Source organism: Treponema sp. (assembly GCF_051883275.1).
In the GTDB taxonomy this organism is placed as follows: domain Bacteria; phylum Spirochaetota; class Spirochaetia; order Treponematales; family Treponemataceae; genus Treponema_D.
On the sequence record NZ_JBJETK010000037.1, the window covers coordinates 120,753 to 144,992 of the forward strand.

Sequence of the window (24,240 nt, forward strand, 5' to 3'; positions counted from 1 at the left end):
CTCCAAGAAAAAGAGTTGGTTTTGGACGGTTTTTTTAGAGTGGACAGACAGCATCTGCTGAACACAACCTGCGTCCTTCTTTTTAGAATATCATTTTGCGTTTTGAAATTCAATTACTGGGGCGCTTGCAGAATTTGTATGTTGCCCATGCGCCGAAGTAGCGGCCTATAAATCTGCTTGCTGCTGCCTGGAATTTCCATTTGAAGAATTTCATGGAATAAAGCTTTCCTTTTCGGGAGCATTTGAGTGCGTCGGCCACAGTTTTTTCCGGGGAAAGACCGTGCCTGACTTTTTTTCTTGCTCCATTTGAAGCCACGTCTGCGAATTCCGTGCTTACAGGACCAGGACAAAGCGCCGTAACTTTTATGCCGCGGTGCCTGATTTCCGCCGCAAGCGCAACTGAAAAACTCAGAACATAGCTTTTGCATGCGCCGTAAACTGCAAAGTTCCCAAGCGGAAGAAATGAAGCGAGGCTTGCCACGTTTATAATTCTGGAGCCGCTTTGCATGTATGGAAGTGCAAATCCTGTTATTCCCGTCAAAGATGTGCAGTCAAGGTCTATCATCTGCATTTCCCTGACAGTGTCTGTAGCCGTGAATTCACCGTATGTTCCAAAGCCCGCGTTGTTTACAAGAACATTTATTTTCAGCCCGTCGTGATTTTCTTTTTCAAGCAGCTCTTTTATTTTCAGTGCGCCCTCAATTCCCGATATGTCAAGCTGAAAAACTTTTATTTCTGGAAATTTCAAATTTCTTCGGGAAGCCTCTGCGTCAATCTGGGTTTTCAGTTCTTCCAGACGATCCTTCCGCCGTGCGATAATCCAAAGCTCGTCGCTTGCAAGTTTTTCAAATTCCGCGCTTTCCCTGGCAAGGAGCTTTGCAAACCAAAGGCCCATTCCGCTTGAAGCACCTGTGACAATGCTGATTTTTTTCATGCGGAAATTATAGCATTTTTTTTGTGCAGCTCCAAGACAGAAAGGTATCAGAATTTTTTCTGTGATGTATAGAGGAATTGTGTGCTTGTGAAAAATCTGTTGAACTCTGTTTTTCTGCAATAGGAATCAGCTTAAAAAATTCATTGAAAATAAGTTCTTGGAGGTTCCATTTAATCAAAACCTGAATTATAATCTTCGCTATGAAAAAAAATATCTTGAAATTCATTTTGCCTATTTTTATTTTTCATGCGGCCTATGCGGATTTTTCAGCTGAAGAAATTCTTGGCCGTCTTTCTGAGATAGACAGGATTTCACAGATTTTTTTGGTGAACGTGGAAGGCAGCGAAAATTTTCATCCTGTGGAATTTCTTGAAGACGGAAGCCCTGTGGTTCCGGGCGGAATTATTTTGTTTTCCTATAACATTGCGGATTCCCCTGACAAACTAAAAAAATACATTGATTCTATAAATTGTTTTTATGCGGAAAATTTCCGGCCGCTTCCTTTTATTGCGGTTGATCAGGAGGGCGGAGAAGTATGCCGGCTGCGTGGAATTGTTTCAAGTCTTCCGTCTGAAAAAAATGTCTGCAAAAATTATTCGCCCTATGAAGCTGAAAAACTTTATGCGGCTCAGGCATCTCAAATGAAGGCGCTTGGAATCAGCATGAATCTTGCTCCCGTTGCTGAAGCTGAAACGGACTCAAACAGAATTTTTTTGGGAACAAGAACTTTCGGAGCTGCGCCTGAAGCTGTTGTTTACAGCATGCTTTGCATAAAGGCCTACGAGGAAAATGGCATTGCCTCTGTTGCCAAGCATTTCCCCGGAAATGCGAATTCCGATCCGCATACTGGCGCTGTTGAAATCGACCTTTCTGCCGCTGAGGTTTTTAGAAATTTTATTTTTCCGTTTGCCATGATTCTGCGCTCTGAGCCTTCATGTGTTTTAGTGAGTCATGCAAAAATAAATTCCCTTGATGAAAATCCTGTGTGCACAAGCAGTTTCTGGATAAAGGAGATGCTTCAAAAGCAGCTTGGATTTTCGGGGCTTGTTATAAGCGATGATATTTTTATGGGCGCGCTTTCCGGGTCTGCTCCTGAGTTTATTGCGGCTCAGGCGATAAAATGCGGCGTTGATGTTATAATGCTCAGTGAAAAAAAATTTCTTCCGATTGCACAGTCGCTTTTGCATCTGGCGGAAACTGACAGGGAGTTTGCGGTTCGGCTTTATGAGGCTGAAAAAAAAGTTCTGGAGTTTAAATTGAAAAAGGGGATAATAAAAAGTGGGGCAGAGTAAATCTCAGAAAATTATAGGGCAGGATGCATTCGAGCTTTTTTATTCCGGGGTTTTCAATGCGCGCTGGGAAAAACTGAGGGCTTCGCTTTTTCAGGAGCCTGTTTATGCTGAGCTGTCCTACAAAAATTGTGAAAGCTATTTTTTGGATCCTGCAAGCATTGTTGCCGCCTTGTGCCTTCCTGTGGAAAATTCAAAGCGGATTCTTGACTTGTGCGCGGCTCCCGGCGGAAAAACCCTTGTACTGGCTGGCTTGAAGGGCGAGGATTCCGTGCTTTTTTCAAACGAAAAATCTCCTTCCAGAAAAGCCCGCCTTTTAAAAGTTGTAAGTTCATCTCTTCCTTCTGAAATTTCATGCGGTGTAAAAGTCAGTTTGAGCGACGGGGCTTGCTGGTGCAGGCATGAAACCGAATGTTACGGAAGCATACTTCTGGATGCTCCCTGCTCAAGCGAGCGGCATGTTTTAAATGACAGCAAATATCTTTCCCAGTGGACTCCTTCAAGAATTCGCACTGTTTCCATGGAGCAGTGGGCTTTGCTTTCATGCGCATTCCGTCTGCTGGAAAAAGGCGGCTATCTTTTGTATGCAACCTGCGCTTTGTGTCCGCAGGAAAATGACATGGCTCTTTTTAAGCTGAAAAAGAAATTTCAGGATGCGCGGCTTGTTCCTGCTGATGAAGTCCGTGATATTTTCCTTGCAAACGTAAAAGCTGAAAAGGCCGAGATTGCCTGTCCCGCAGGTCATTCCCTCGAGGAATTTTTTTCGCTCGCTGAAAAAACAGAAGTCGGATTTCACTTGCTGCCTGACAAGGCAATGGGTGCGGGCCCTCTTTACTTTTCATTGATTCAAAAAACCCCGGACGTTTCTTGAATGATTTTGTTTTATCCGTTTAATTGAATTTTATTTTGAATTCTCTTATAATTCAATAAGTGGAAAAAAGTAAAGGTCTTGTGGTATGTCTAAGCATGAAAAAAAACAGAATCTGATAACAGAGATAGAGGAGCAGCTCAAGGAAATCCGTGATGTCGATATTCTTCTGGAGAATATTTTGTCCGGCGCCAGGAAAATTGTTAATGCTGATGCCGGCTCTATTTATGAATATGACAGAAAGGAAAACAAGCTGTGGATTCGCTATAGTCAAAACGATACAATGCAGAGCCGTCTTGCTCCCGGTGAAAAGCTTTCTTATACTTCCTTCTATCTTGTTCCTACAAACCAGTCGATTTCTGGCTACTGTGTTCTTTCTAAAAAACTTCTGAATATTCCGGATGTGTATAATCTGCCGGAATTTCTTGATGAGGAAAAAAAGGAAAGGCGGCTTTTTGAGTTTAATTCTGCGAACGATGAAAAAAACGGCTACCATACACAGTCCATGATTACTATTCCGCTGATAATGGCGAATGGAAAAGTCATTGGAATTCTTCAGATTATAAATGCAAAGGACGAGAACGGAGTTGTTGTTCCGTTTGACAAGGATTCGGAATTCTATATTTCGCAGTTTGCATCAAAGGCCGGTGCGATTTATGAATATGCCTATCTTACAAGGCTCAATGTGGACAGGCTTGTAAAGACTGCCGGCTTCCGCGACCCAAAGGAAACTGGCGCGCATGTTGAAAGAGTTTCCCGTTTTTCGCTTGAAATATATGACCGCTATGCCGCTAATAAAAAAATTCCAGAAAAGGAGCGCAGCAAGTTTCGTGATAATCTAAGGCTGGCCGCCAGATGCCATGATGTAGGAAAGGTTGCGATTCCAGATGAAATTCTAAAAAAGCAGGGAATTCTTGATGACGACGAGCGCGACATTATGAAGGGGCACACCTGTGTCGGCGCGCAGATTTTTACTCCTGTGGAAAATGACTTTGATATAATGGCGCGCGATGTTTGCCTTCATCATCATGACCGCTGGGACGGAGGAAACAAGGGCTATCCCGGCAACTTTGACTACATGGATTATATTCCCGCTACAAGAATGCCCCATGAAATAGAACAGGCGCTCAAGGAAAACGGAATTCCTCTTGCGGCAAGGATTGTCTCGCTTGCAGATGTCTATGATGCGCTCAGGCACAAAAGATGCTACAAGGCGGAATGGAGCGTCGATGATACTTTCAATGAAATTTTAAAGCAGAGAGGTCGCCAGTTTGACCCTGAATTGGTTGATGCCTTTATGCAGATAAAAGACCGTCTGGAAGCCATAAACCAGGCAATCAGCTGAAAGTTTCCGGGCTGTCAAGCAGTTCAGTTAGAGTTTTTTTGAAGCTTGAAAGGTCGCTTTTGCCGTAGCATTTTCCCTTGCCTCCGGTTGAAACGCCGAGGCTTTTCATTTGCAGGCTCAGTGCTCTTTCTTCAAGCATGTAGTCAAGTTTTTTTTCTGTAAAAACAGTTCCCTTGTCGTTCATCACCGTGATGCCGCGTTTTAGAATTCTTTCAGCCAAAAGAAGATCCCTTGTAATCACTATGTCGCCAATGGCTGCGTTTTCAGCTATGAAGTTGTCCGCTGAGTCTTTTTCCTTGGGGCATATCTGCATTTTAAATAGGCTGCTTTTGAATGGAGCCTGAATATCCTTATTCGCCGCAAAGACAACTTTTGTTCCTTTTTTTTCCGCGGCTCTTAAAGTGAATTCCCTTGCGTTTTTTTCGCATGAATCCGCATCCACAAAAATCATTCAAGCGCCCCGCTGATTTTTTCTATTATATTTCTTGTAATCTGTTCTGCTTTTTTTTCAGTTTCTGTCTGATGGAGAAGGGAAGCTGTTTTCTGCTTTTCTTTGTAAAGCTCATCCACGAGCGCAATTCCTGAAAGAATACTTATCTTGATTGGATCTTTTACTCCTGAAGAGTGCGCTATCGATTCTGTGATTTCCCTGTAATAGGACAAAAGCTTTGCAAGATATGCGTCGTCCTCGGAGGCTTGCGCGGAAAATGATGCTCCAAGCAGTTCAATCTGAAGCTTTCCCAATCAGAATTCTCCCCGGGGATTAGAAAATATCAAACTGGCCATTTAAATCTGTCTGTGGCTCAGAAGAAGTTTGATTTTCCGGTATTTCTGTTTTTTCCTGCTGAAAAATCTGCGGCTCTGAAACTTGCTCCGGTTCTTCAGCTTGCTGGACTTCAGCCGGTTTTTCTTCCTGCGTTACATTGTTCTGCGTGGTCTGAAGTTCTGCGGAAGTGATGTCCTGACTCCCGAGAAGCGCATCTTCTATGGAGTCAAGACGTGTCAATGTTTTTAAAATGCTTTCCTCGATCTTGGACTGCGTTGTTTCCATTGTAGAAACCAGCTCCGTTTTCTCGGAGAACGCTTTTGTAAGCTCTGCGCATTTACTACGCAAAGCATCATTTTCCGATTTCAGCTGCGAAACAGTATCATTGAGTGTACTGATTTTTTCAACAGCGGCTTCTACTTTTTCCTGCAATAACAGAACCTGATCGAGTGTAATCATTTTTTTATGCCTTTACAGCGTTTTTTGCAACTTCAACAACAGCCTTGAATGCAACAGGATCTTCAATAGCCATATTGCTCAATGCCTTGCGGTTGAGTGTAACACCAGCCTTTAAAAGACCGTTGATAAAGCGGCTGTATGTCATTCCTTCTGCGCGGACTGCGGCGTTGATACGAGCAATCCAAAGACTTCTGTAATCACGCTTCTTGAGTTTGCGTCCAATATAAGAGTGATCAAGCGCTTTTACAACAGCATCTTTTGCAGCTTTGTAGTTTGACTTTCTGTCGCCTTTAAATCCCTTTGCTAATTTAAGGATTTTTGCACGGCGGTTTTTACGTTTTGTTCCATCTATTGCTCTAGACATTTTATACTCCTAAAATCAGCCGTACGGAAGCTGCTGCTTGCGGATTCTTGCAGCTGAATCTTCTGAAAGAATTCCTGCGTGGCGCAAGTGCATCTTTCTTTTTGGTGATCTCTTTGTCAAAATATGACGAAGATTCATTTTCTTGTACTTTATTTTTCCAGTACCAGTTAAAGAAAATCGCTTTGAAGCAGATTTCTTTGTTTTCATTTTAGGCATTTCATTACCCCTGTTTCTTGACTTTTGAGTTCAAGGTCATAGACATAAATCTGCCTTCCATTGCGGCAGGCTTTTCAATCGCATACGAACCTTCAACAAGCCGTTTTTCAACTTCTTTCAGTACATCATAACCGAGTTCTGTATGAGCCAGCTCCCTTCCGCGGAAACGGATGGTTACTTTCACTTTGTCGCCCTCGTTTAAGAATTCCTGAACATGCTTTGCTTTCGTGTCAAGGTCGCCTGAACCGATTTTTGGCTGCATGCGAATTTCCTTGAGCTTGAGTACTTTCTGGTTCTTTTTGGAGTCACGAAGCTTTTTCTCCTGTTCGAACTTGTACTTCCCGAAATCCAGTATTTTACACACCGGTGGATTTGCATTTGGCGAAACTTCTACAAGGTCGAGGTCTCGATCCCTTGCCATTCTGAGGGCTTCGATTGTAGGGACAATTCCCTTTTGTTCACCTTCATCATCAATGAGTCTGATCTCCCGCACGCGAATTTGTTCATTTACGCGCATGCCTTTATTGTCTGCCAATTATCCTCCTAGAGTATATAATACTCGTATAGCATAAAAAATATTTTATCAGAAATTATCGAATTGTGTCTAGTGAATTTTCATGTCTAAGCGAAACTTTATGGAAAATAAATGTCACAGCCGCAAATAAAACCATTGTGAGCAGCTGTAGTATAAGCGGAAACTTGAAGTACCACAGTGTCTGCGCCGCGGAAGGAAATGCCGCTCCCGCTATGAAAATCAGAATGCAGACAATGAAATTCTTTTTGCTCGTCCTGAAGTCAGGTAGCTTTATCTTTGCATACACGGCCTGTGAAAAAAGGGCAGAGCAGATGACAAGGAGCGGACTTGCAAACAGAAAAAAAACAGAATGCCTTTCCTGGCTTGAAATCGATATATATGGAAGAAATACAGAATAAAATGATGCTAGAACCGGAAACACAGCCTCGGTTTTGTAAGCGTCGCTGTCCTTGGAAAAGAAATTCCACGCCGCAAGAAGAAGCGTCTGCGGAATAATTATTGCTTTGGCTGCATGGAAAAAATACCTGATGAATCCCGATGTGGCGATATAGCTTGAAAAAATGAAATATTCCTTGAACAGAGAAATAAAAATTCCTGAGCATAATCCGGCTAAAATCGGCGCGATAAAATCCCTGAATTCGTATTCAGTGTTTGAAAGGCAGTAAAACAAAACTGCGGCTGGAATAGAAAAAATCAGAAATGAATACATATATAAAGAAGTTTAACGGCAAAATGCTTTTTTTTCAACCGCCCTGCGGAAAATGAATATTGCGCTTGGAGCAATTAATCTTTGCTGTTTTTGGTTTCGCTGGAAAATTTGCCCGGATAACTGACGGTCAGCTGACTGTAAAATAGAAAAAATGTAAAATAAAAAAGGCTTGCGGTTACCGCAAGCCTTTTTTTTCGTCTGCAAAGATTTCAGACTAGTCTAATGCGTGTCCTGCAGAGCCTAATACGTCGATGTTTTTATGCATATACATTTTCTTAAGCTCGTCGCGTGCAGGTCCAAGATATTCGCGCGGGTCGAATTTGTCCGGGTTTTCTGCAAAGAATCTGCGGATTGCGGCTGTCATTGCAAGGCGTCCGTCAGAGTCAATGTTGATTTTGCATACTGCTGATTTTGCAGCCTTGCGGAGCTGCTCTTCTGGAATTCCTACAGAATCCGGGATTTTTCCGCCGAACTGTTCGATGATGCGTACGTATTCCATCGGAACTGATGATGAACCGTGGAGAACGATAGGGAAGCCCGGGAGCTCTTTTTCGATTGCTTCAAGAACATCGAATGCAAGCGGCGGCGGAACAAGAACTCCGTCTGGAGTGCGGGTGCACTGTTCCGGTGTAAACTTACAGCGGCCGTGAGAAGTTCCGATTGAAATTGCAAGTGAGTCACAACCTGTTTTTGAAGTGAAGTCTACTACTTCTTCCGGTTTTGTATATTTTGATTCTTCAGCAGCAACGTCATCTTCAACGCCGCCAAGAACGCCAAGCTCAGCTTCAACAGTAACATCATGTGCGTGTGCATATTCTACTACTTTTTTTGTAACTGCTACGTTCTCGTCATAAGGAAGTGCAGAACCGTCAATCATTACTGAAGAGAAGCCGTTGTCGATACAGTCTTTTGCTACTTCAAAAGACGGACCGTGATCAAGGTGAAGTACGATAGGGATTTTGCAGCCGAGTTCTTCTGCGTATTCTACAGCACCGCGTGCCATATTGCGAAGGATGTATTTGTCCGCATAAGCACGTGCGCCTTTTGAAACCTGAAGGATTACCGGTGATTTTGTTTCAACGCAAGCCTGAATGATAGCCTGCATCTGTTCCATATTGTTGAAATTGTATGCAGGAATTGCATATCCGCCTTTCATAGCCTTTGCAAACATATCTTTTGTGTTTACAAGACCAAGTTCTTTGTAACTGTGCATATTAGCTCCTTGTGTCCGTTTTTGGATTTATTATAGAATAAATCATTTCAAGGCAAAATTCAAGGGAAGTGTCTTAAATAAAAGGGTTCGCAATGGTGCAGGCATTTTGTTTCATTAAGGCTGAAAGTTTGTAATATTTATATGGAAAATAAAACGTCTGCGCTGTAAAATGAAAAGCGGAGTGATTGCGTTTTTACAAAACTTCTGTATAATTTTTAGGAGTTCGCATAATAAATCATTTGACAAAAAATGATTGTATAAATATAATGAAATATGAAAATTTAGTTGATTTTTTTTTAATCAGTTAAATAAATAAAACTTGGCGATACAGGAAAATAATCGTATTCAAGGAGATTTTTGATGAAAAAGGGCGTAGTCATTTTAGGTGGCCTGATTCTTGGACTTGCATTCTGCGTGCCGGCAGTAGCTCAGCCAAGCTCTAAGGCTGTTGAAACAATTGTTATCGATAATTTCGATACTGATGCGGAGTGGTCATGGAGTGTTCAGTCCAGCCGTTTCGTTGCTGAGGGCTATCCAATCCTGAAGAAATTTGAAGGAATTCCAAATTCATTGATTCCTTACCACAAAGATTCCGATCCTGCTGCAATGGTTTTGGGTGTAAAAACAAAGTATGACCGCAAGGGTGATAACTGGTTTGAAGTATTTCCTTCAAAAGATGACAAGGCTTTCGAGATTCCATTTGTCGGAACTGTTACACAGGTTGATTTTTGGGTATGGGGAGCAAATTATAATTACAGATTAGAGCTTCTTGTGCGCGATGCTGATGGTCGTGTTCATACTTTGAAAGCCGGCAATCTTATGTTCAGCGGATGGAAAAATGTTGTTGTAAATGTTCCTGGATATATCCGCCAGCATTCTAGAATCCGCTCTGGAAGAACAAACATGACATTTGTTGGATTTAGAATTCGTACAGATGCCAATGAAGCTGTTGATGATTATGTTATTTATTTTGATCAGTTGAAATATACAACAAATACATTGTCAACTGTATATGATGGATATGCTTTGAAGGATGCTGATTTTGGTGATCCGGATACAACTTCTGGTAATAGTGAGACAGTTCAATAATTAGGATAAAGGTGGAATACAAATGAAAAAAATACGTTTTGCTGTTTTAGCTTTGGCAGCCTTTTGTGCAGGGTTTGCTTTTTCCCAGACAGAAAGCCTTTCAGAGCCTGATGCTTCAAATATCGGAAATGATAGTGCCCGCCAGGCTCTTCGTGAAGTAAGTGTTGAGCGTTTTGAGAGAGAAGGTTCTTGGAATGTTCATATTTCTTCTGACAATGGTGTTATTGCAGGTCGCTTGTTTGAAGGAAGCCCTGCTGCAAAAGAAGAGTTGAATGATTCTGGAAATCAGCAGATTGAAGATACAAAAGTTTTGGGTATTAAAGTTGAATTCTTCCGCCGTGGTGTGAATTCATTCTATATCACATCAGCTCGTCCTATTCCTATTGAAGGCGTTACAAAGACTGTTTCTGTTTGGGCTTGTGGACGTAATATGGGACATCAGCTTTGGCTTTTGGTTCAGGATTATAATGGAAATAATTTTGAAATTTGGATGGGTTCTTTGGAATTCAGTGGATGGAAAAAGCTTACTACTGCTATTCCTCCTTCTCCTGATGGAGAACATGGAATTGTTCAGCAGAGTGTTTACCATGGAGATAAGCCGGGACTTCGTATTGTTGGATTCCGTGTAGATTGTAATCCAATGGAAGCCAAGGGTGCTTTCTATATGTACCTTGATGACATGAGAGCTGTAACAGACCTTTATGATCTTGAAAACAGAGATGAAGATGATATGATGGATAACTGGTAGAGTTTTTCTTCCAGCTGTTTAAGCCCCTCCTGTGAGGGGCTTTTTTTATGGCAGTCATGGAAACTTTCAGTGTTTCCCTGTTTTTGCCGTTATATCATTTTAGAATTCGCAGGAACCAAAAATGTGTATGATTCAAACTGCAAATAAAAATGCTATTCCGGAAGCAAAGGCACTTCTTTCGTATTTTGCTGAAATTTCAGGAAAGAAAATTATCACCGGGCAGCACACTCAGACTGTGCCGATGGAGGAAATAAGCTATATAAAAAGTGTTACCGGGAAAGAGCCTAAGCTACGGGGATTTGAGCTTTTGTCCTATTCTCCGAATATCAATTACAGCGATTCTGATATAGAATGTCTTACAGAGGTTGAGGAAAACCGCAATACGGCTGAAATTGCATTGAAATGGGCAAAGGAAAATTCCGGAATACTTACTTTTACATTTCATTGGTTTTCACCGCTTGGCGGGCACGGAAAAAGCTTTTATGCGGAAAATACAGATTTTGATGCCAGTCGGATTTTCCAAGAGGGAACAGAGGAACGTTCTTGCTTTTTCCGGGATATGGATGTGATTGCAGAGCTGCTCAAAAAATTTGAGGGAATTCCGATTTTGTGGCGCCCGTTTCATGAATGTTACGGTGACTGGTTTTGGTGGGGAGCAAAAGGTCCTGTTGTGGCATCGCGCCTGTATTCGCTTATGTTTGATTATTATACAAATTTCCATAAGCTTGATAATCTTTTGTGGGTTTGGAACTGCAATGTGAAAGAAGCGTATCCGGGCGATGACAAGGTTGATGTTGTTTCGATTGATGTATACCGTCAGCAGTATGAGCCTACTGATTATTCAAGGGAATATCGTTCTCTTTGTGAAGGCTCTTCTAAAAACAAGGTCTGTGCGCTTGCAGAAGTCGGCTATATTCCTGATGTTTCACTGCTTGAGCAAACTCATATTCCATGGGCATATTATATGACATGGTCAAAGGAATTTTGCATTGGGGAAAAATATAATTCAAAAAGTTCTCTTTTGAAAATGTATGAAAGCAGATATGCCGTTACACTGTAAGTTCACAGTGGGACTTGCTGATTTTTTTGCGCAGAGTTTGTTGATTGTTTTTTTTTAGCACTTTCTATATAATTTGCTCATGTTTAACAGCCTGACTGGAATCGTTACAGGAAAATTTCCTCAAAAACTTCTGATAGAAACAAATGGAATTGAATGGGATGTTACAGTCCCTGAAACTTCGCTTGAAAAAATTCCGCCGGTGGGAAGCAAGGCACGTGTTTTTGTCTGGATGCAGCATAATGAAAATGCGGTTTCTCTTTTTGGATTTTCTTCGGAAGATGAGCGCGCGCTTTTTTTTGATTTGCTGAAGGTTGACGGAATCGGTCCGAAGGGTGCAACGAAGATTATGGGCAGTGTTTCCTTTTCCGCTCTTGCGCAGATGCTTGACAGGGGAGATGTTGATGCCCTGAAAAAAGTTCCCGGTGTCGGGCCTAAAACAGCTGGAAAAATCATACTCAGCCTGAAAGGAAAACTTTCGCTTGCTTCGCTGGCTTCCACGAATTCAGAAACTTTGGGAGTGTCCGCGTCTTATTCTGATGTTGTGAATGCGCTGGTTGATATGGGCTATGACAGGAGCAGGGCAGAGGAAGTTGTTTATAGAATTTCAGCGGCTTTGAAATCGGACGAGCAGTTTGCTTCGCTTGATCAGAGCGGAAAAGAGGATTTTATTTTTAGAAAGTCAATAGTGGAGCTTGCAAGATGATAAAAAGCGTTAATCCGCGCAGTTCCTATGCGAAAAAAAATTCTGAAGAAGACGAGATGAATATTGTAACCCAGCTTGCATCACAGGCGGCGCAGGGAAAATCCATGGAAATGGCTTCTCCTCTGAATATTGTGCGCGCTGATATTGACTATGAGGATGATGCGCAGGAAAATTCGCTGAGACCTTCATTACTGAATGAATTTCTAGGGCAGCAGTCGGTAAAGGAAAATCTTTCTGTTTTTATAAATGCGGCCAGGGAAAGGCAGGAAGCACTGGATCACCTTTTTCTTATAGGACCGCCCGGTCTTGGAAAGACAACGCTGGCGCAGATTACGGCCAATGAGCTTGGTGCTGATTTCAAGGTTACAAGCGCTCCGGCTCTGGAAAAACCAAAGGATTTGGCTGGAATACTTTCCACGATTTCGCCCAGGACAGTTTTTTTTATTGATGAAATCCACAGGCTGAAACCTGCGATTGAAGAGATGCTTTATATCGCTATGGAGGATTACGAGCTTGACTGGGTAATAGGACAGGGGGCGGCTGCAAGAACTGTGAGAATTCCGATTCCAAAATTTACGCTTGTCGGAGCAACAACAAAGGCCGGCATGGTTTCGAGTCCGCTTAGAAGCCGCTTTGGAATTATACAGCGCTTCAGTTTTTATACAAAAGAGGAGCTTTCTCTTATAATCCGCCGTTCTGCAAAAATTCTCAATGTTGAAGTTGACGACGATGCCGCGCTCCTTATGGCCGGCTGCTCAAGGGGAACTCCGCGCGTTACCAACAGGATTCTGCGCCGCATGAGGGATTTTGCGCAGGTTGAAGGCAGCGGTGTCATTACGGAGGAGATTGTGCGGAGCGGTCTTGCGCGGCTGGGAATTGATTCCCTGGGACTTGAAAAATATGACAGGGAAATTCTTCTTGCTGTAATCAATAAATTTGGAGGCGGTCCTGTGGGCGCGGAAACTCTTGCTATTTCGATAGGAGATTCAATGGATACGCTTGAAGATTACTACGAGCCATATCTGATTCAGTGCGGGCTTTTGCAGCGCACACCACGCGGCAGGGTTGTCACGGAAAAGGCGTACACTCATCTGGGGCTTTCCCCTTCATCCGCACAGAGAGAGTCCCCTTCTTTTGATTTTTAGGTTCAAAAAAGTAGATGCTTTCAGTTTTTGAAGCAGCTTTATCTGATATTATGCTTGACACTGGATTTTTTGAATTTGAATTATCCAGCGTTTTTTAGGAAAGAATATGAAAACCAGTGATTTTTATTTTGATCTTCCCGAGGAGCTTATTGCACAGAAGCCTTCTGGAGTGCGCGGGAATGACCGGCTTATGTTTTTGGATAGAATTTCCGGAGTTGTGTCCCATTATGCCATGCAGGATTTATCTGACCTTGTAGAGCCAGGCACACTTATGGTTTTTAACAACAGCAAAGTCCGCCGCAGCCGCTGTTATGGAATCAAATGCGATTCCGGGCGCGAACAGGAATTTATGTTCCTGAACCAGACTTCGCCAGAAGGGGACACCTGGAACACAATGGCAAAGGGCGCAAGAAAAGTGAAGCCGGGAAATTCATATAGATTTCCTGATGGAAGCACGGGAACTGTTGTTGAGGATTCGCAAAACGAAGGATCTGAATTTAGAACTCTGCGGTTTCCTTTCAGGCTGACGGAAAACTGGTTCGAGGCAAACGGACATATTCCTCTTCCGCCTTATATCCGCCGAGAGGACGATGATACTGACAGCGAGCGTTACCAAACTATTTATGCAAAGGAAACTGGAAGCGCGGCGTGTCCTACAGCGGGGCTTCATTTTACAGAGGAGCTTTTGGAAAAACTCAGGAAAAAAAATGTGGAGCTTGAATGGATAACTCTGCATGTGGGGCTTGGAACTTTTCTCCCTGTCCGCTCAAGCACAGTTGAAGAGCATAAAATGCACAAGGAATTTTATACAATTCCCTATGAAACCGCAGAGAAAATCAATGCCGCAAAAAAGGCAGGCAGACCTGTATTAGCTGTAGGGACAACAAGTGTCCGCACGCTGGAAAGCGCCGCCGGTGAAGATGGCCTGGTGCGCGGAGGAACGGGAAGCACCAGTATTTTTATGTATCCCGGCTACAAATTCAAAGTTGTTGATCAGATGTTCACTAACTTTCACACACCGGAGAGCACGCTTATCATGCTTGTGAGCGCCTTTGCCGGACGCGAGCATATACTGAATGCATACAAAACCGCTGTTCAGGAAAAATACCGCTTTTTCAGCTACGGAGATGCGATGCTCATAAAATAGTTTACGGGAATATGATTCGTGCGCAGATCTTGATTTCTTTGGGCTGCAAAATTCTTCAAGAGGATTTACATAAGCTGCTCAAATGAATTTCTTAGCATATTCAGAAACTGTGCCTTTAGAATCAGGTTTATGTCCTGCGATGAATTCTGCTCAACGTAAATTTTTTTTGCGCTGTCGATGAGGCTGTCTATTGTTTTTATGGAAAGAGGCAGCCTTGTTCCTATTATTCGGTTTTCAAATTCCGGCGAATAGAATATTGTCTTTCCTGCAAATGCGATTCTTATTTTTGCAATCATGCCGCGCTGTGTGTCTGCAAGAAAAACAAAGCTCGCTGAAAGGTCGTTTATTGTATTTGAAGGGCCTACTCTTTTAAAGATTTCAACTTCCCATTCATCAAGCGGAATACGGATTTTTGAAAGAATTTGTTTTTCAGGGAGACCGTTGAATTTGTTGAATGGAATATAAGTAGTTTCGTTCTGGCTTTTGATTTCGAGCCTTGCATTAAGTGCAAGCAGAGGCGCCCAGAGTGTATACTTAAAGTCCCGTGCGCATATATTTCCGCCGAGCGTCGCAATGTTCCTGACCTGCTCTGTGCCTATTGATTTAAGAGCTTTTGAAAGAATTTCAGGCAGCTTTTGTCCGCCTGACAGAATCACCGCCGCTATGGAAACTGCGCTCCCGAATTCTATGTAACGCTCTTTTTTGTCGATTGTATTCAGCTCGGGAATCAGCCTCAGCGAAACGGACTTGTCGTGTATTTTTTTTAGCTGTGTGCAGCCCGCAATCAGCTGGATGTCATTTACGGTTTTTATATGATAGAAGACATCGGAGAGGCTTTTTGAAATGAAGGCTGTTTTATTTTTTTGCATTTGAATTTTTTTCCTCGCGCGCATGTTTTGCCGCAACCGCATATAAAATTCCATTTGTCAGTGTGGAAAAATCTGTGCAGCATGAGTCCAGGTCTTTTATTGCAGAATAAATCTGCTCAAGTGTGGGCCGGTAGAAATTTTTCAGTATTGTGTAGGCTGTGAAAATTTTTCCGGCATTGCAGTAGCCGCACATGTGAATTCCAGCTTTGGAAAATCCTGTTATTATATCCTGATAATACGGGCTGCTCTGAAAATGCTCCAGAGTTGTAATGTGGCAGTCTCTTACAATTCCAACGGGAATAAGGCAGCTGGCGGCGGATTTGTCGTTGAGCAGAACCATGCAGTTTCCGCAGATTCCCTTCTGGCAGCCGCATTTTACACTGTAAAGCTTTTCCTTGCGCAAAACCGACAGCAGCGATTCTGTTGGCTCCGCGGAAAGAATAATTTTCTTACTGTTCAGATATAGCGGAATTTTCAATTTTGTTTTCCTCCAGTTCCTGCTGTGCTTTTTGCTCAAGCGCAGCTTCCATTTCCTTCATGGCCTTTATCCTGGCTTTCTGCTCCTTTATTTTTATGAAAAGCGAATCTGTTTTCAGCGGCAGAGAATTTATTGTGCAGTTCAGAGCCTGTGTCAGAGCCTGTGTGTACGCCGCGGGAATAACCTGGTGCACAAGCTCTCCTATCTGCGAAGGATCTTTTTCGGACTGCATGAACGAAATGCGTATGTTTTTACATTCAACTTTGTCGTCCTCAAGAAGCGATGATAGAACTTTTTGAATTCCAAGCTTTACTGTTGAAGTTGCGGCCTGTATGTTAAGAATTTTTCCGCCGTTCAGCACAAGCGCAATGCTTCGTATTTTTTCGCGGTATGTGCATGGATTTATTTCCAGTTCGATTGCGGCTGCGGCAAATGATGTTGAATGAAACGGTCTGCCTGAAAGTGTGTCGTTGCACCATTCTGTTTTTTTGACAGCGGCAGTTTTTCTTTTTACCTTGAAGGGCAGTGGACTTCCGGGCTTTCTGCGCTTTATCGCAAGACAGCATTTTTTCAGGAGAGAAGTCATGATGCTTATATTGCTGTATACATTTTCCGGGAGCAGAGGCTCTTCTCCGCTGCTGAATACTGAATTTATTCTGACTGATAAAACCGAGCTTCCAAGAATTTCTGATGCGATTTCCTTCCATATTTCCTGCACAGAATCTGAAACAGGCGGACAGTGTATTGTAAGGACTGATTCTGTTTCAAGTGTTACTTCAAGGCTGTGTGTTCCGTTGTAAATTTCATCGCCGTAGTATCCGGCTCCCTCAAAAGCGCAGGAAAATCCTATTCCCCGCATCGGAGAAGAGAACACAGAAACATATTCCTTGGGACCGCTGCCAAGCTTCCAGTTCATTGCATCAAGGCGGTAGGATGCATATTTTCTGTTGAAATCGCTGGCCTTTGAAAGAGCTTCGATTGTCTCGCTGAATTTTTCAATTTCAAACAGAAACTGTACATTCGGAATTTTTCTTTTTGTAAAGTCTATGTTTATATGGTTTTTCAATCTGAATTCAAGCGGAGTGAGATTGCATTTGCTGCATACTTCATTCATCTGGTTTTCAACAGCAAAAAACGCCGCGGAGTCAATCAGCTGAATATCTACGGAAGATGCGGAATTCAGTGAGCTGTGCGCTGTGGCGGTTATAAAAATATTTTTCGGATTATAGCATCCGCATGAAGCTATGGAAAGCCGGTCGATTATTTCCTGCGCAAATGGATTGTTGAAGCCCGCATCCATTTCAATTTGAATTTGCATTGCTTCTATGATTCCCTTTTCATTCACGGCGGTTTTGTGGCGGATTGAAATGGGCTGCATCTTGTTGAGAAATTTTTCCTGCTCTTCCCTTGTGTAGACAAGCTTAACAGGGTGTCCTGTTTTTTTGGAGGCGACTGCGGTTTGGCAGGCTATTATTGAATTGTACCAGATGCTATTTGTTCCCCGGTTTGTTGAAGTTGTTTTCCTGATTGTTATTGATTCCATCGGAATTGCGAGCGCTTCTGATGCAATGTGCCTCAGGTTGTTCAGCCATTGAGTGGGCGTTGAGATGGTTACGGAATTATCCTTCCATGAGCACATTGCGCCGTTTGGCTCTCCGTAATCATGCAGTTTCAGCGCATAGCTCCATTCATTTTCTATGACATACTTGGACTCGGCAAAAAGCTTTTCCATGTTTTTTTCACCGTCGCCTTTTTCAAAGCACGGACCGAATTTTATTATGCGCTGCGCCAGCTTGTCTGAAAAAAATTTTTCCTTTATTTCCTTTAGGTTCTGAAGCTCCTCATTCTGAATTTTTATTTCTTTCTTTGTTTTTTTCTTTTCAGGATTTTCAATGTTCTGGCTGTTTATATCAAATTCATCAGGAAGATAATCCTCGATAGTGTTTGTGTCGATTGTAAGAACAAGCTCGTCAAGAAGCGACTTGAGCACGGATTCGCTCGGGCCTGCTAAAAGCGCAAGTGGCTCGCCCTCGTATGAAATGTTTCCCTCGCAGAACACCGGGAGCTTTCCCTGTATTGTGTTTACAAGATTCGAGCCTGGAACATCACGCGCCGTTATAAGGCTGTATCCGTCAGGAAGGTCTGGGTGCGAAATTGATTTTATTATTCCCTCTCTCACAGGACTTCTTACGACCACTGCAAAATACATATTGTCCATTGTGAGGTCGCTGTAAAATTCCTTCTGGAATGATATCTGGGAATTTTTCCGTGCAGATGAATTCCTAGACATGGTATTTTTCTCCGGTTTCTTCTACAGCCTGTATGACGCGGCTTGTCATCTCTTCTGTCATGTCGGGCCACAGCGGAATCGAAATTGACTCCTGGAATTTCTTTTCAGCCTCGGGGAAATTTTCGCTGGTGAATTCGGGGTAGAGCTTCTTCCAGTATGAAAAATGAAAGAGCGGAATAAAGTGCATGCTTATGCCGATACCGCGCTTCTGAAGCTCCTCTGCAAATTCATTCCGTGAGCATTTCAGGTTTGAAAGATTCAGCCTTAGAATGTAAAGGTGGCAGGAATCTCCCTGGGAAGTGGGAGGAATTTTTACAAAGTCCATTTTGGAAAATGCTTCGTTGTATTTTTTTACGTGGACTTTTCTTTTTTCATAAAACAGATCCGCTTTTTTTAGCTGGATTCTGGCAATGGCAGAAAGAATGTCCGGCAGATTGCTCTTAAAGCCCGGTGCTACAATATCGTATTCCCAGCTGGCTTTTGGCGATGTGTATCTGTCCCAGGCATCTCTGTTCATGCCGTGCAGTCTCATCTGTGTGATTCTTGCGGCGGTCTGCCTGTCCTTCACTGTGACCATTCCGCCTTCGCCGCAGGTGATTGTTTTTGTGGCATAAAATGAAAATATGCCGGCATCTCCGATTGTGCCTGCAAACCCTAGCTCTGTCCTGCTCGGAAAAGAATGGGCGCAGTCTTCTATGACTTTCACATTGTATTTACGGGCAATCTCCATTATTCTCCGCATATTGCAGACATTCCCCGCAATGTGAACGGGAACAATGGCGGCTACATTTTTCCCAGAAGGGCTTTTCAAAATTTCTTCTATTTTATCCGGGCTTATTGAATAGGTTTCTTTTTCGATGTCTGCAAAATACACATCGGCTCCCAGATGGCGCGCGCTCGCTGCTGTTGAAACAAAAGTATACGGCGTTGTTATGACCGCTTTTCCCTGCCTGATTCCAAGAGCTTCCATTGCAAGAATCATTCCGCTTGTATTGCTGTTGACGGCAAGCGCAAACGGAGAATTTATTTTTTTTGCGAATTCTTCCTCTAGAAGATGAGTTTGGTTTCCTGTTGTAAGCCATCCGCTTTTTAAAACTTCCGCGCAGGCTTTTTCTTCTTCTTCCGAAAGAGAAGCTCTGAAAAACGGAACAGAAGCTTCGCTTGAATCCACTTTGTTTTCTGCCATCATAAAACCGCCTTGTAATTTTGTTCCCTGTCTTTTTCCCCTGAAAGCTGCTCCTGATCCATGTAGAATTTGTCAAGCGATGGAATTGCCTTTCTCAGAATTGACTTCAGCTCATTGCTGTTTCTGTACAGCTGCTCTTTTCCCTGTGTGAGCGCGCATATCGGTTCAAGCGATTTTAGCAGCTTGTCCAGACTGAAATTTTTCAGGGGAATATTTGTAAGCTTCAGAATTTTCTTGTATTCAGTCATCTCCGGTTTTTCCTCTTTAAGCCACAGAGGTTCTTCCAGACGTTCGCCTTTCCGCGCGCCGATGAACTGTATCTTGATTTCCTTGTCCGGCGTGAATCCTGAAAATGTTATCACCTGTTTTGCAAGCTCCACAATTTTTATAGGCTCTCCCATGTCCAGAAGATACGAAGCTCCATTTGCGCCGACACCCCCTGTCTGAAGCACAAGCGAGCAGGCTTCCGGTATTGTCATAAAATACCGCTCCATTTTTGGATCTGTGACTGTGACCGGACCTCCGTTTTGAATCTGCTCCATAAAAATAGGAAGAATAGAGCCTCTGCTGCCAAGAACATTTCCGAATCGCACAAACATGAACGACTGGTTTTTGCTCGCTGATTCAGCTGCCTGGATTACAAGTTTTTCGCACAGAAGCTTGCTTGCTCCATAGACACTCACCGGCTCAACCGCTTTGTCCGTGGATATCAGGACGAATTTTTCCGTGCCTGCCTCAAGAGCCGCATCCAGAAGATTTTTTGTTCCAAACACATTGTTTTCGATAGCTGCAATAGAATTTTCTTCCATCATCGGAACATGCTTGTATGCGGCGCAGTGGAAAATGACGTCTGCGTGTGTATGTGAAATTATGTACTTTACATATTCCCTGTCCTTCATGTCGCCGATTATTGGAACAACCGAAGCTTTCTGGCCTATGCCTTCGTCCTGCAATAGATGAAGCTCCCTGTATATGTTTACGATTGAATTTTCTCCATGCCCGAAAAGATACAGCCGCTCAGCTCCCCCTGAAAGAAGCTGCCTTGCAAGCTCGCTTCCAATAGAACCGCCTGCGCCTGTTATGAGAACACGCTTTCCCTTCAAGTAGGCGAGGCTTTTTGCAAGCGGAATGGTAACCGGAGTTCTTCCCAGAATATCCAGAGGGTTGATGTCGCGCGCCTGGATTATATGCGCCTTTTCATCGATAATCTGGCTTATGGAAGGCAGAATTTTTATCTGCGTGAATCCGCACTTTTTAAGCGCATCGTATATTTTTCTGATTCTTTCAACCGGCGCAGTGGGAATTGCGATTATCGCCTGGTCTGAACTGTCCACTCGCAGAGCGTCCGCAATGCTGTCTAGTGGCCCGAGCACTGGAATTCCGTCTATCTTTGTTCCTATGAGGTTCTTGTCATCATCAAGAAACGCCGAGACTGTTCCAAAGACTTTCTTTTTTGCAATGTCGCTTGCAATCATCTGCCCGGCGAAACCTGCGCCTATTATATATAGTCTGCCTTCGATTTTGTTCATTTTTTCCTCGGAAAAACACCGAATTTTTAGAGCTGTCGATTGACATTTCCCTGATGCTTTTTGTATCTGGGTGAAGCACTGCAAGATAGCAATTATTCACTGCTCCCTAAAAACTGAAATTTTTCTAAATAAAGTCTACCATATAAAAGCGGATTCTTCAATTTCTGTTCTTTTTTTTATCAGCGGCTCCCAAAAACAAGGCTCTTGGGAAACTTGAAAAACTGCGGAATTTTTTTAGTTGTCTGATATTTTTTTCACTTCGTTTACGAATTCTTCAAGGTTTGTAAAATGCCGGTACACACTTGCAAAGCGGATATAGGCAACCTTGTCCATGGAATTGAGCTTTTTCAGAACAAGCTCCCCGATTTCCTCCGTTGAAATTTCCCTGTTCTGTCTGCCTGCCATATATGCTTCATCCTCGATTTCATTCACCGTCATGTCAATAAGTCCTGTGGAAACCGGACGTTTTTCAAGCGCGCGCTCGATTCCCTTGGAAACTTTTTTTATGTCAAACGGCTGTCTGCGTCCATCTCGCTTTACAACCATAAAAGGCTTTTCTTCTATTTTTTCATAACTCGTGAATCGGTGTCCGCATGAAAGGCACTGCCGTCTTCTTCTTATGCTTTCGCCGTTTGCCATTTGTCGGGATTCTGTGACCTTGTCATCAAAACTTCCGCAGTAGGGGCACCTCATTTTTTTTCCTCCGGGAACACAATGCTTTTTTGCTATTATAGGCATTTGCCATAAAAAGCTCAATTACTGACCTTTTGTTGAAATCCGAGTAATTCCAGGAGGTCAGGGCTATAATTGTTTTTGTTCAATGTTAAATCTTCAATAATGAATTCTATAATGTGCAGTCTGCTTTGCATAGTCGATGATTTTATCTTCCTGATGTAAAAACGGCTTGCAGTGTATTTTTAAAAATTCCTACAATGCGTTTACCTGTTCAACAGAAAGTCCCGTACATTCAGCAATAATGTCAACAGGGATATTCTTATACTTAAAATTCCGTGCGTTCTGCAGGGCATTTTTGCGCTCGCCCTCTGCGATGCCGGCTTCTTTTCCTTCTTCAAAACGGTTTCTGTCGTATTCTTCCTGGTCGAATTCTGTAAGGCTCATATTCAGTACCTGTGTAAGACCGCTGGCGGTCTTTGTTAGATTGAAGAGCGTTAAAAAAATTGCGTAAGCAATTTTTAGCTCATCCTGCTTATTTTCTGTTCCGGGAAACTGCCGTTCGAAAAAATTCCTACAGCGCGTTTACCTGTCTGTACAGCCCCCGACAGACATTTCTTCCTGCAAGTGGAGCACCTCATCAACAGAAAGCTGTGTTGCCTGCGCAATCTGCTCAATAGATCCAAGCTTCATATAAAGAAGGTTCCGCGCGTTCTGCAGGGCAGTTTTGCGCTCGCCTTCAGCAATGCCTGCTTCTTTTCCTTCCTCAAAACGGTTTCTGTCGTACTCTTCCTGATCGAATTCTGTAAGGCTCATATTCAGCACCTCCATTTTCTGCTCTAGGAAATAGCCGTTCAAAAGATTGTGTTCTATGGAGTATTCCATAGCCTCGTTTACGGCATCTTCCTTTGTCATTCCGGCAGCGACGTTTCCCTTTATGCGGCTTACATACACCGCATAGTCACGCAGGGGCGGACACTGCTCAAGAAGCTTAAGGCTGTGCCCCCTGCTTATGTTTACGACGGTCGCCGTCCATTCGAACCTGCCGGACGTATCCGGCACTTCAAACGAGTCGGAAAGTTTCAGTTCCTTTACGTCGTCAAGTTCCGTACTGCCTGTGTATATTACTATAAACTGAGGCGTGGGAATTTTCAACAGCGCGGATGAATAAATGTCTTTCCGCTGTTTAGAGATGTATTTCTGATATAGCTGGGAAAAATACATCAGTCCCCGAAGCGGCATATTGGGATTGTAGGACGACTGCTGTTCATACAGATTAAGCTGCGAGTCGATTAAGAACGAGATGTCGTTTTTCATCGTTACGTAGATTATGCCTTCGATAGTGTTTATTTCGATTGCGGACGGGTCTGTATAAGAAGAGCCGTTCAGCGCGTTGTAAAGCGACAATAGCCAGTCCTTGTGTTCTTCGCGCCCGAAAATCGCCTTGAAAAGCCTGTCCTGATACTGGCGGTTGAACTGCGGCGGCTGTCTTTGCGTGTTCAGGCCGCATTTGCCTGTTTCATGAGATTCCATTCAATGCCCCTTTTCCTGTTTGTGCATATCTATTTATTGCGGAAAAAAAGCAAAAACTGCATAGAATAAATCAAATTTTTTAAAGTTTTTTGGGGAGTTCTGATATTCTTTTCTAATCCTTGTAACTTTTGACGGAAACGGCAGAATTCTTATAGAAAGCGGAAAATTCACGGCGTGAATTCAGTAAAAACACGGCGTGTTTTAAAAAATTCTCGGCGTGTTTTTAAAAAAGTACGCCGTGTTTTTTAGAAAAACATCGGATGTTTTTTTTCAAAAACTGAATTCGTGGCATAGTCAGATACAGCGTTCTAACAAGTATACCGCAAACAGTGAAACACTCTACTTCAACAAGATGTGGACGTTACACACAGACAGCGGTAACTCTGTCTATGGCGGACAAACAGCCAAGAATATTTATCTGGGTGAAACAAGAATTGTTACGAAGCTGAACAGCGGCGAAAATCCGACTTACCAAGAGGAATACTACAAGCAGTATTATTACCATTCTGACCATCTTGGCTCTGCTTCGCTTATCTCAGACTATAAAGGCGACGAGTACCAGAGGATAGAATACACGCCTTACGGTGAAACCTGGGTAGAAAAGACTGCAAACATTGGTTTGGAATATCTGCCATTTCTGCTTCAAACTCAATCTCAATTACTTTAAAGTTCCAAAATATAGACGTTATTATTTTCCTCTTTCTCCGCCTGTCAAATTCTCCGGTGGTTTTGATTTTTCTGTGCGTTTGTTCTGTTTTTTTCAATAGTTTCTTTGCTTTGCTCCATACCTGATTAATTAGTGCAAAGATTGTCAACCGCTTTACGGACATAGCCAATTTTAGTTTTATAAATTTTTTTTATTTTAATCAAAAAAAAGAAAAAAAAGAGTTGACAAAAATAAAACGTAATGATATATTCTTGTTCACTTACGATATACGTCTGTTATTTGACAGTTTAAGGGAAGGAAAGAAGAAAAGACAGCAGAGGAGGCTTTTCCTGTTTGGGAAGAGCCTGGGCGCAGGAGAGAGGAGAGGAAGACTTTATAGGCGCAGGAAGAGCAGTGTCTGCCCTGTAGAACAGAGGAAATCTCCGG

Annotated in this window: 28 protein-coding genes; 11 read left to right on the forward strand and 17 right to left on the reverse strand. The window is 42.9% G+C overall.

Features of this window, described 5'->3' with window-relative positions; genetic code table 11:
- Window positions 1-109: 109 nt before the first annotated feature.
- On the reverse strand, window positions 110-934 hold the full coding sequence (locus ACI4L0_RS06035) for an SDR family NAD(P)-dependent oxidoreductase (protein WP_439799266.1): 825 nt from the start codon (window positions 932-934) through the stop codon (window positions 110-112).
- Window positions 935-1,134: 200 nt separating this feature from the next.
- On the opposite strand from ACI4L0_RS06035, the gene ACI4L0_RS06040 reads away from it, so the two are divergent.
- The 3 genes from ACI4L0_RS06040 (at window position 1,135) to ACI4L0_RS06050 (ending at window position 4,436) form a co-directional block, all read left to right on the forward strand.
- On the forward strand, window positions 1,135-2,226 hold the full coding sequence (locus ACI4L0_RS06040) for a glycoside hydrolase family 3 N-terminal domain-containing protein (RefSeq protein WP_439799267.1): 1,092 nt from the start codon (window positions 1,135-1,137) through the stop codon (window positions 2,224-2,226).
- A complete protein-coding gene (locus ACI4L0_RS06045; protein ID WP_439799268.1) occupies window positions 2,213-3,094 on the forward strand; it encodes an RsmB/NOP family class I SAM-dependent RNA methyltransferase in 882 nt (293 codons plus the stop codon). The genes ACI4L0_RS06040 and ACI4L0_RS06045 overlap by 14 nt, the downstream gene beginning before the upstream one ends.
- A gap of 85 nt (window positions 3,095-3,179) precedes the next feature.
- Entirely contained in the window at window positions 3,180-4,436 is a 1,257-nt protein-coding gene (locus ACI4L0_RS06050) for an HD domain-containing phosphohydrolase (protein WP_439799269.1), read from the forward strand.
- Here the strand turns inward: ACI4L0_RS06050 and ACI4L0_RS06055 are convergent.
- The 8 genes from ACI4L0_RS06055 to ACI4L0_RS06090 all read right to left on the reverse strand — a co-directional run bounded on the left by ACI4L0_RS06055 (window position 4,429) and on the right by ACI4L0_RS06090 (window position 8,698).
- Window positions 4,429-4,887, reverse strand: coding sequence for a DUF188 domain-containing protein (locus ACI4L0_RS06055; protein WP_439799270.1), 459 nt, complete (start codon window positions 4,885-4,887; stop codon window positions 4,429-4,431). The two genes, ACI4L0_RS06050 and ACI4L0_RS06055, sit on opposite strands and share 8 nt — an antisense overlap.
- Complete coding sequence (gene zapA, locus ACI4L0_RS06060; RefSeq protein WP_439799271.1) at window positions 4,884-5,180, reverse strand: cell division protein ZapA; 297 nt, start codon at window positions 5,178-5,180, stop codon at window positions 4,884-4,886. Before zapA ends, ACI4L0_RS06055 begins: the two co-directional genes overlap by 4 nt.
- A gap of 19 nt (window positions 5,181-5,199) precedes the next feature.
- Complete coding sequence (locus tag ACI4L0_RS06065; protein WP_439799272.1) at window positions 5,200-5,661, reverse strand: hypothetical protein; 462 nt, start codon at window positions 5,659-5,661, stop codon at window positions 5,200-5,202.
- A gap of 4 nt (window positions 5,662-5,665) precedes the next feature.
- Window positions 5,666-6,025: a 50S ribosomal protein L20 gene (gene rplT / locus ACI4L0_RS06070; protein WP_439799273.1), complete on the reverse strand. Its 360-nt coding sequence runs from the start codon at window positions 6,023-6,025 to the stop codon at window positions 5,666-5,668.
- A gap of 15 nt (window positions 6,026-6,040) precedes the next feature.
- The gene (gene rpmI / locus ACI4L0_RS06075; protein ID WP_295797028.1) at window positions 6,041-6,241 is read right to left on the reverse strand and encodes a 50S ribosomal protein L35; all 201 of its coding nucleotides are present in this window, start codon (window positions 6,239-6,241) and stop codon (window positions 6,041-6,043) included.
- Between the two features lie 4 nt (window positions 6,242-6,245).
- Window positions 6,246-6,776, reverse strand: a complete 531-nt coding sequence (gene infC / locus ACI4L0_RS06080; protein ID WP_439799274.1) for a translation initiation factor IF-3 — start codon at window positions 6,774-6,776, stop codon at window positions 6,246-6,248.
- A gap of 55 nt (window positions 6,777-6,831) precedes the next feature.
- Window positions 6,832-7,485, reverse strand: coding sequence for a hypothetical protein (locus tag ACI4L0_RS06085; RefSeq protein WP_439799275.1), 654 nt, complete (start codon window positions 7,483-7,485; stop codon window positions 6,832-6,834).
- 214 nt (window positions 7,486-7,699) lie between these two features.
- On the reverse strand, window positions 7,700-8,698 hold the full coding sequence (locus ACI4L0_RS06090; RefSeq protein WP_439799276.1) for a class II fructose-bisphosphate aldolase: 999 nt from the start codon (window positions 8,696-8,698) through the stop codon (window positions 7,700-7,702).
- Window positions 8,699-9,058: 360 nt separating this feature from the next.
- On the opposite strand from ACI4L0_RS06090, the gene ACI4L0_RS06095 reads away from it, so the two are divergent.
- From ACI4L0_RS06095 to queA, 6 genes are all read left to right on the forward strand, one after another.
- Window positions 9,059-9,787, forward strand: coding sequence for a flagellar filament outer layer protein FlaA (locus tag ACI4L0_RS06095; RefSeq protein WP_439799277.1), 729 nt, complete (start codon window positions 9,059-9,061; stop codon window positions 9,785-9,787).
- Window positions 9,788-9,809: 22 nt separating this feature from the next.
- Window positions 9,810-10,535, forward strand: a complete 726-nt coding sequence (locus tag ACI4L0_RS06100; protein ID WP_439799278.1) for a flagellar filament outer layer protein FlaA — start codon at window positions 9,810-9,812, stop codon at window positions 10,533-10,535.
- A gap of 121 nt (window positions 10,536-10,656) precedes the next feature.
- Complete coding sequence (locus tag ACI4L0_RS06105) at window positions 10,657-11,595, forward strand: glycosyl hydrolase (protein WP_439799279.1); 939 nt, start codon at window positions 10,657-10,659, stop codon at window positions 11,593-11,595.
- Window positions 11,596-11,674: 79 nt separating this feature from the next.
- Window positions 11,675-12,298, forward strand: a complete 624-nt coding sequence (gene ruvA / locus ACI4L0_RS06110; protein ID WP_439799280.1) for a Holliday junction branch migration protein RuvA — start codon at window positions 11,675-11,677, stop codon at window positions 12,296-12,298.
- A 110-nt stretch (window positions 12,299-12,408) separates the two neighbouring features.
- Complete coding sequence (ruvB, locus tag ACI4L0_RS06115) at window positions 12,409-13,443, forward strand: Holliday junction branch migration DNA helicase RuvB (protein WP_439799294.1); 1,035 nt, start codon at window positions 12,409-12,411, stop codon at window positions 13,441-13,443.
- 106 nt (window positions 13,444-13,549) lie between these two features.
- On the forward strand, window positions 13,550-14,590 hold the full coding sequence (queA, locus tag ACI4L0_RS06120) for a tRNA preQ1(34) S-adenosylmethionine ribosyltransferase-isomerase QueA (protein WP_439799281.1): 1,041 nt from the start codon (window positions 13,550-13,552) through the stop codon (window positions 14,588-14,590).
- A gap of 65 nt (window positions 14,591-14,655) precedes the next feature.
- Here the strand turns inward: queA and ACI4L0_RS06125 are convergent, their stop codons facing one another.
- From ACI4L0_RS06125 to ACI4L0_RS06160, 8 genes are all read right to left on the reverse strand, one after another.
- Complete coding sequence (locus ACI4L0_RS06125; protein ID WP_439799282.1) at window positions 14,656-15,459, reverse strand: FAD binding domain-containing protein; 804 nt, start codon at window positions 15,457-15,459, stop codon at window positions 14,656-14,658.
- The gene (locus ACI4L0_RS06130) at window positions 15,446-15,937 is read right to left on the reverse strand and encodes a (2Fe-2S)-binding protein (protein WP_439799283.1); all 492 of its coding nucleotides are present in this window, start codon (window positions 15,935-15,937) and stop codon (window positions 15,446-15,448) included. Before ACI4L0_RS06130 ends, ACI4L0_RS06125 begins: the two co-directional genes overlap by 14 nt.
- Window positions 15,909-18,227 carry a molybdopterin cofactor-binding domain-containing protein gene (locus tag ACI4L0_RS06135; RefSeq protein ID WP_439799284.1) on the reverse strand — a complete coding sequence of 773 codons (2,319 nt, stop codon included), beginning with the start codon at window positions 18,225-18,227 and terminating at the stop codon, window positions 15,909-15,911. The genes ACI4L0_RS06130 and ACI4L0_RS06135 overlap by 29 nt, the downstream gene beginning before the upstream one ends.
- Window positions 18,220-19,413, reverse strand: a complete 1,194-nt coding sequence (locus ACI4L0_RS06140; RefSeq protein ID WP_439799285.1) for a DegT/DnrJ/EryC1/StrS family aminotransferase — start codon at window positions 19,411-19,413, stop codon at window positions 18,220-18,222. Before ACI4L0_RS06140 ends, ACI4L0_RS06135 begins: the two co-directional genes overlap by 8 nt.
- Window positions 19,413-20,942, reverse strand: a complete 1,530-nt coding sequence (locus ACI4L0_RS06145) for a polysaccharide biosynthesis protein (protein ID WP_439799286.1) — start codon at window positions 20,940-20,942, stop codon at window positions 19,413-19,415. Before ACI4L0_RS06145 ends, ACI4L0_RS06140 begins: the two co-directional genes overlap by 1 nt.
- Before the next feature lie 234 nt (window positions 20,943-21,176).
- Window positions 21,177-21,635 (reverse strand): transcriptional regulator NrdR, encoded by a 459-nt coding sequence (nrdR, locus tag ACI4L0_RS06150; protein ID WP_439799287.1) that lies wholly within the window; start codon window positions 21,633-21,635, stop codon window positions 21,177-21,179.
- A gap of 234 nt (window positions 21,636-21,869) precedes the next feature.
- The gene (locus ACI4L0_RS06155) at window positions 21,870-22,061 is read right to left on the reverse strand and encodes a hypothetical protein (RefSeq protein WP_439799288.1); all 192 of its coding nucleotides are present in this window, start codon (window positions 22,059-22,061) and stop codon (window positions 21,870-21,872) included.
- Window positions 22,062-22,199: 138 nt separating this feature from the next.
- On the reverse strand, window positions 22,200-23,147 hold the full coding sequence (locus ACI4L0_RS06160; RefSeq protein WP_439799289.1) for a hypothetical protein: 948 nt from the start codon (window positions 23,145-23,147) through the stop codon (window positions 22,200-22,202).
- A gap of 238 nt (window positions 23,148-23,385) precedes the next feature.
- On the opposite strand from ACI4L0_RS06160, the gene ACI4L0_RS06165 reads away from it, so the two are divergent.
- The gene (locus ACI4L0_RS06165; protein WP_439799290.1) at window positions 23,386-23,814 is read left to right on the forward strand and encodes a hypothetical protein; all 429 of its coding nucleotides are present in this window, start codon (window positions 23,386-23,388) and stop codon (window positions 23,812-23,814) included.
- A gap of 221 nt (window positions 23,815-24,035) precedes the next feature.
- A partial coding sequence (locus tag ACI4L0_RS06170; protein ID WP_439799291.1) for a hypothetical protein occupies window positions 24,036-24,240 on the forward strand: 205 nt, incomplete at its 3' end.

Excerpts from the sequence above, each read along its gene's own strand:
- ACI4L0_RS06035 (WP_439799266.1), bottom strand. The coding sequence starts at position 934 with ATGAAAAAAATCAGCATTGTCACAGGTGCTTCAAGCGGAATGGGCCTT.
- ACI4L0_RS06040 (WP_439799267.1), top strand. The coding sequence starts at position 1,135 with ATGAAAAAAAATATCTTGAAATTCATTTTGCCTATTTTTATTTTTCAT.
- ACI4L0_RS06050 (WP_439799269.1), top strand. The coding sequence starts at position 3,180 with ATGTCTAAGCATGAAAAAAAACAGAATCTGATAACAGAGATAGAGGAG.
- ACI4L0_RS06055 (WP_439799270.1), bottom strand. The coding sequence starts at position 4,887 with ATGATTTTTGTGGATGCGGATTCATGCGAAAAAAACGCAAGGGAATTC.
- ACI4L0_RS06065 (WP_439799272.1), bottom strand. The coding sequence starts at position 5,661 with ATGATTACACTCGATCAGGTTCTGTTATTGCAGGAAAAAGTAGAAGCC.
- rplT (WP_439799273.1), bottom strand. The coding sequence starts at position 6,025 with ATGTCTAGAGCAATAGATGGAACAAAACGTAAAAACCGCCGTGCAAAA.
- rpmI (WP_295797028.1), bottom strand. The coding sequence starts at position 6,241 with ATGCCTAAAATGAAAACAAAGAAATCTGCTTCAAAGCGATTTTCTTTA.
- ACI4L0_RS06085 (WP_439799275.1), bottom strand. The coding sequence starts at position 7,485 with ATGTATTCATTTCTGATTTTTTCTATTCCAGCCGCAGTTTTGTTTTAC.
- ACI4L0_RS06090 (WP_439799276.1), bottom strand. The coding sequence starts at position 8,698 with ATGCACAGTTACAAAGAACTTGGTCTTGTAAACACAAAAGATATGTTT.
- ACI4L0_RS06095 (WP_439799277.1), top strand. The coding sequence starts at position 9,059 with ATGAAAAAGGGCGTAGTCATTTTAGGTGGCCTGATTCTTGGACTTGCA.
- ACI4L0_RS06100 (WP_439799278.1), top strand. The coding sequence starts at position 9,810 with ATGAAAAAAATACGTTTTGCTGTTTTAGCTTTGGCAGCCTTTTGTGCA.
- ACI4L0_RS06105 (WP_439799279.1), top strand. The coding sequence starts at position 10,657 with ATGTGTATGATTCAAACTGCAAATAAAAATGCTATTCCGGAAGCAAAG.
- ruvA (WP_439799280.1), top strand. The coding sequence starts at position 11,675 with ATGTTTAACAGCCTGACTGGAATCGTTACAGGAAAATTTCCTCAAAAA.
- ruvB (WP_439799294.1), top strand. The coding sequence starts at position 12,409 with ATGGCTTCTCCTCTGAATATTGTGCGCGCTGATATTGACTATGAGGAT.
- queA (WP_439799281.1), top strand. The coding sequence starts at position 13,550 with ATGAAAACCAGTGATTTTTATTTTGATCTTCCCGAGGAGCTTATTGCA.
- ACI4L0_RS06125 (WP_439799282.1), bottom strand. The coding sequence starts at position 15,459 with ATGCAAAAAAATAAAACAGCCTTCATTTCAAAAAGCCTCTCCGATGTC.
- ACI4L0_RS06135 (WP_439799284.1), bottom strand. The coding sequence starts at position 18,227 with ATGTCTAGGAATTCATCTGCACGGAAAAATTCCCAGATATCATTCCAG.
- ACI4L0_RS06140 (WP_439799285.1), bottom strand. The coding sequence starts at position 19,413 with ATGGCAGAAAACAAAGTGGATTCAAGCGAAGCTTCTGTTCCGTTTTTC.
- ACI4L0_RS06145 (WP_439799286.1), bottom strand. The coding sequence starts at position 20,942 with ATGAACAAAATCGAAGGCAGACTATATATAATAGGCGCAGGTTTCGCC.
- nrdR (WP_439799287.1), bottom strand. The coding sequence starts at position 21,635 with ATGAGGTGCCCCTACTGCGGAAGTTTTGATGACAAGGTCACAGAATCC.
- ACI4L0_RS06155 (WP_439799288.1), bottom strand. The coding sequence starts at position 22,061 with ATGAGCCTTACAGAATTCGACCAGGAAGAATACGACAGAAACCGTTTT.
- ACI4L0_RS06160 (WP_439799289.1), bottom strand. The coding sequence starts at position 23,147 with ATGGAATCTCATGAAACAGGCAAATGCGGCCTGAACACGCAAAGACAG.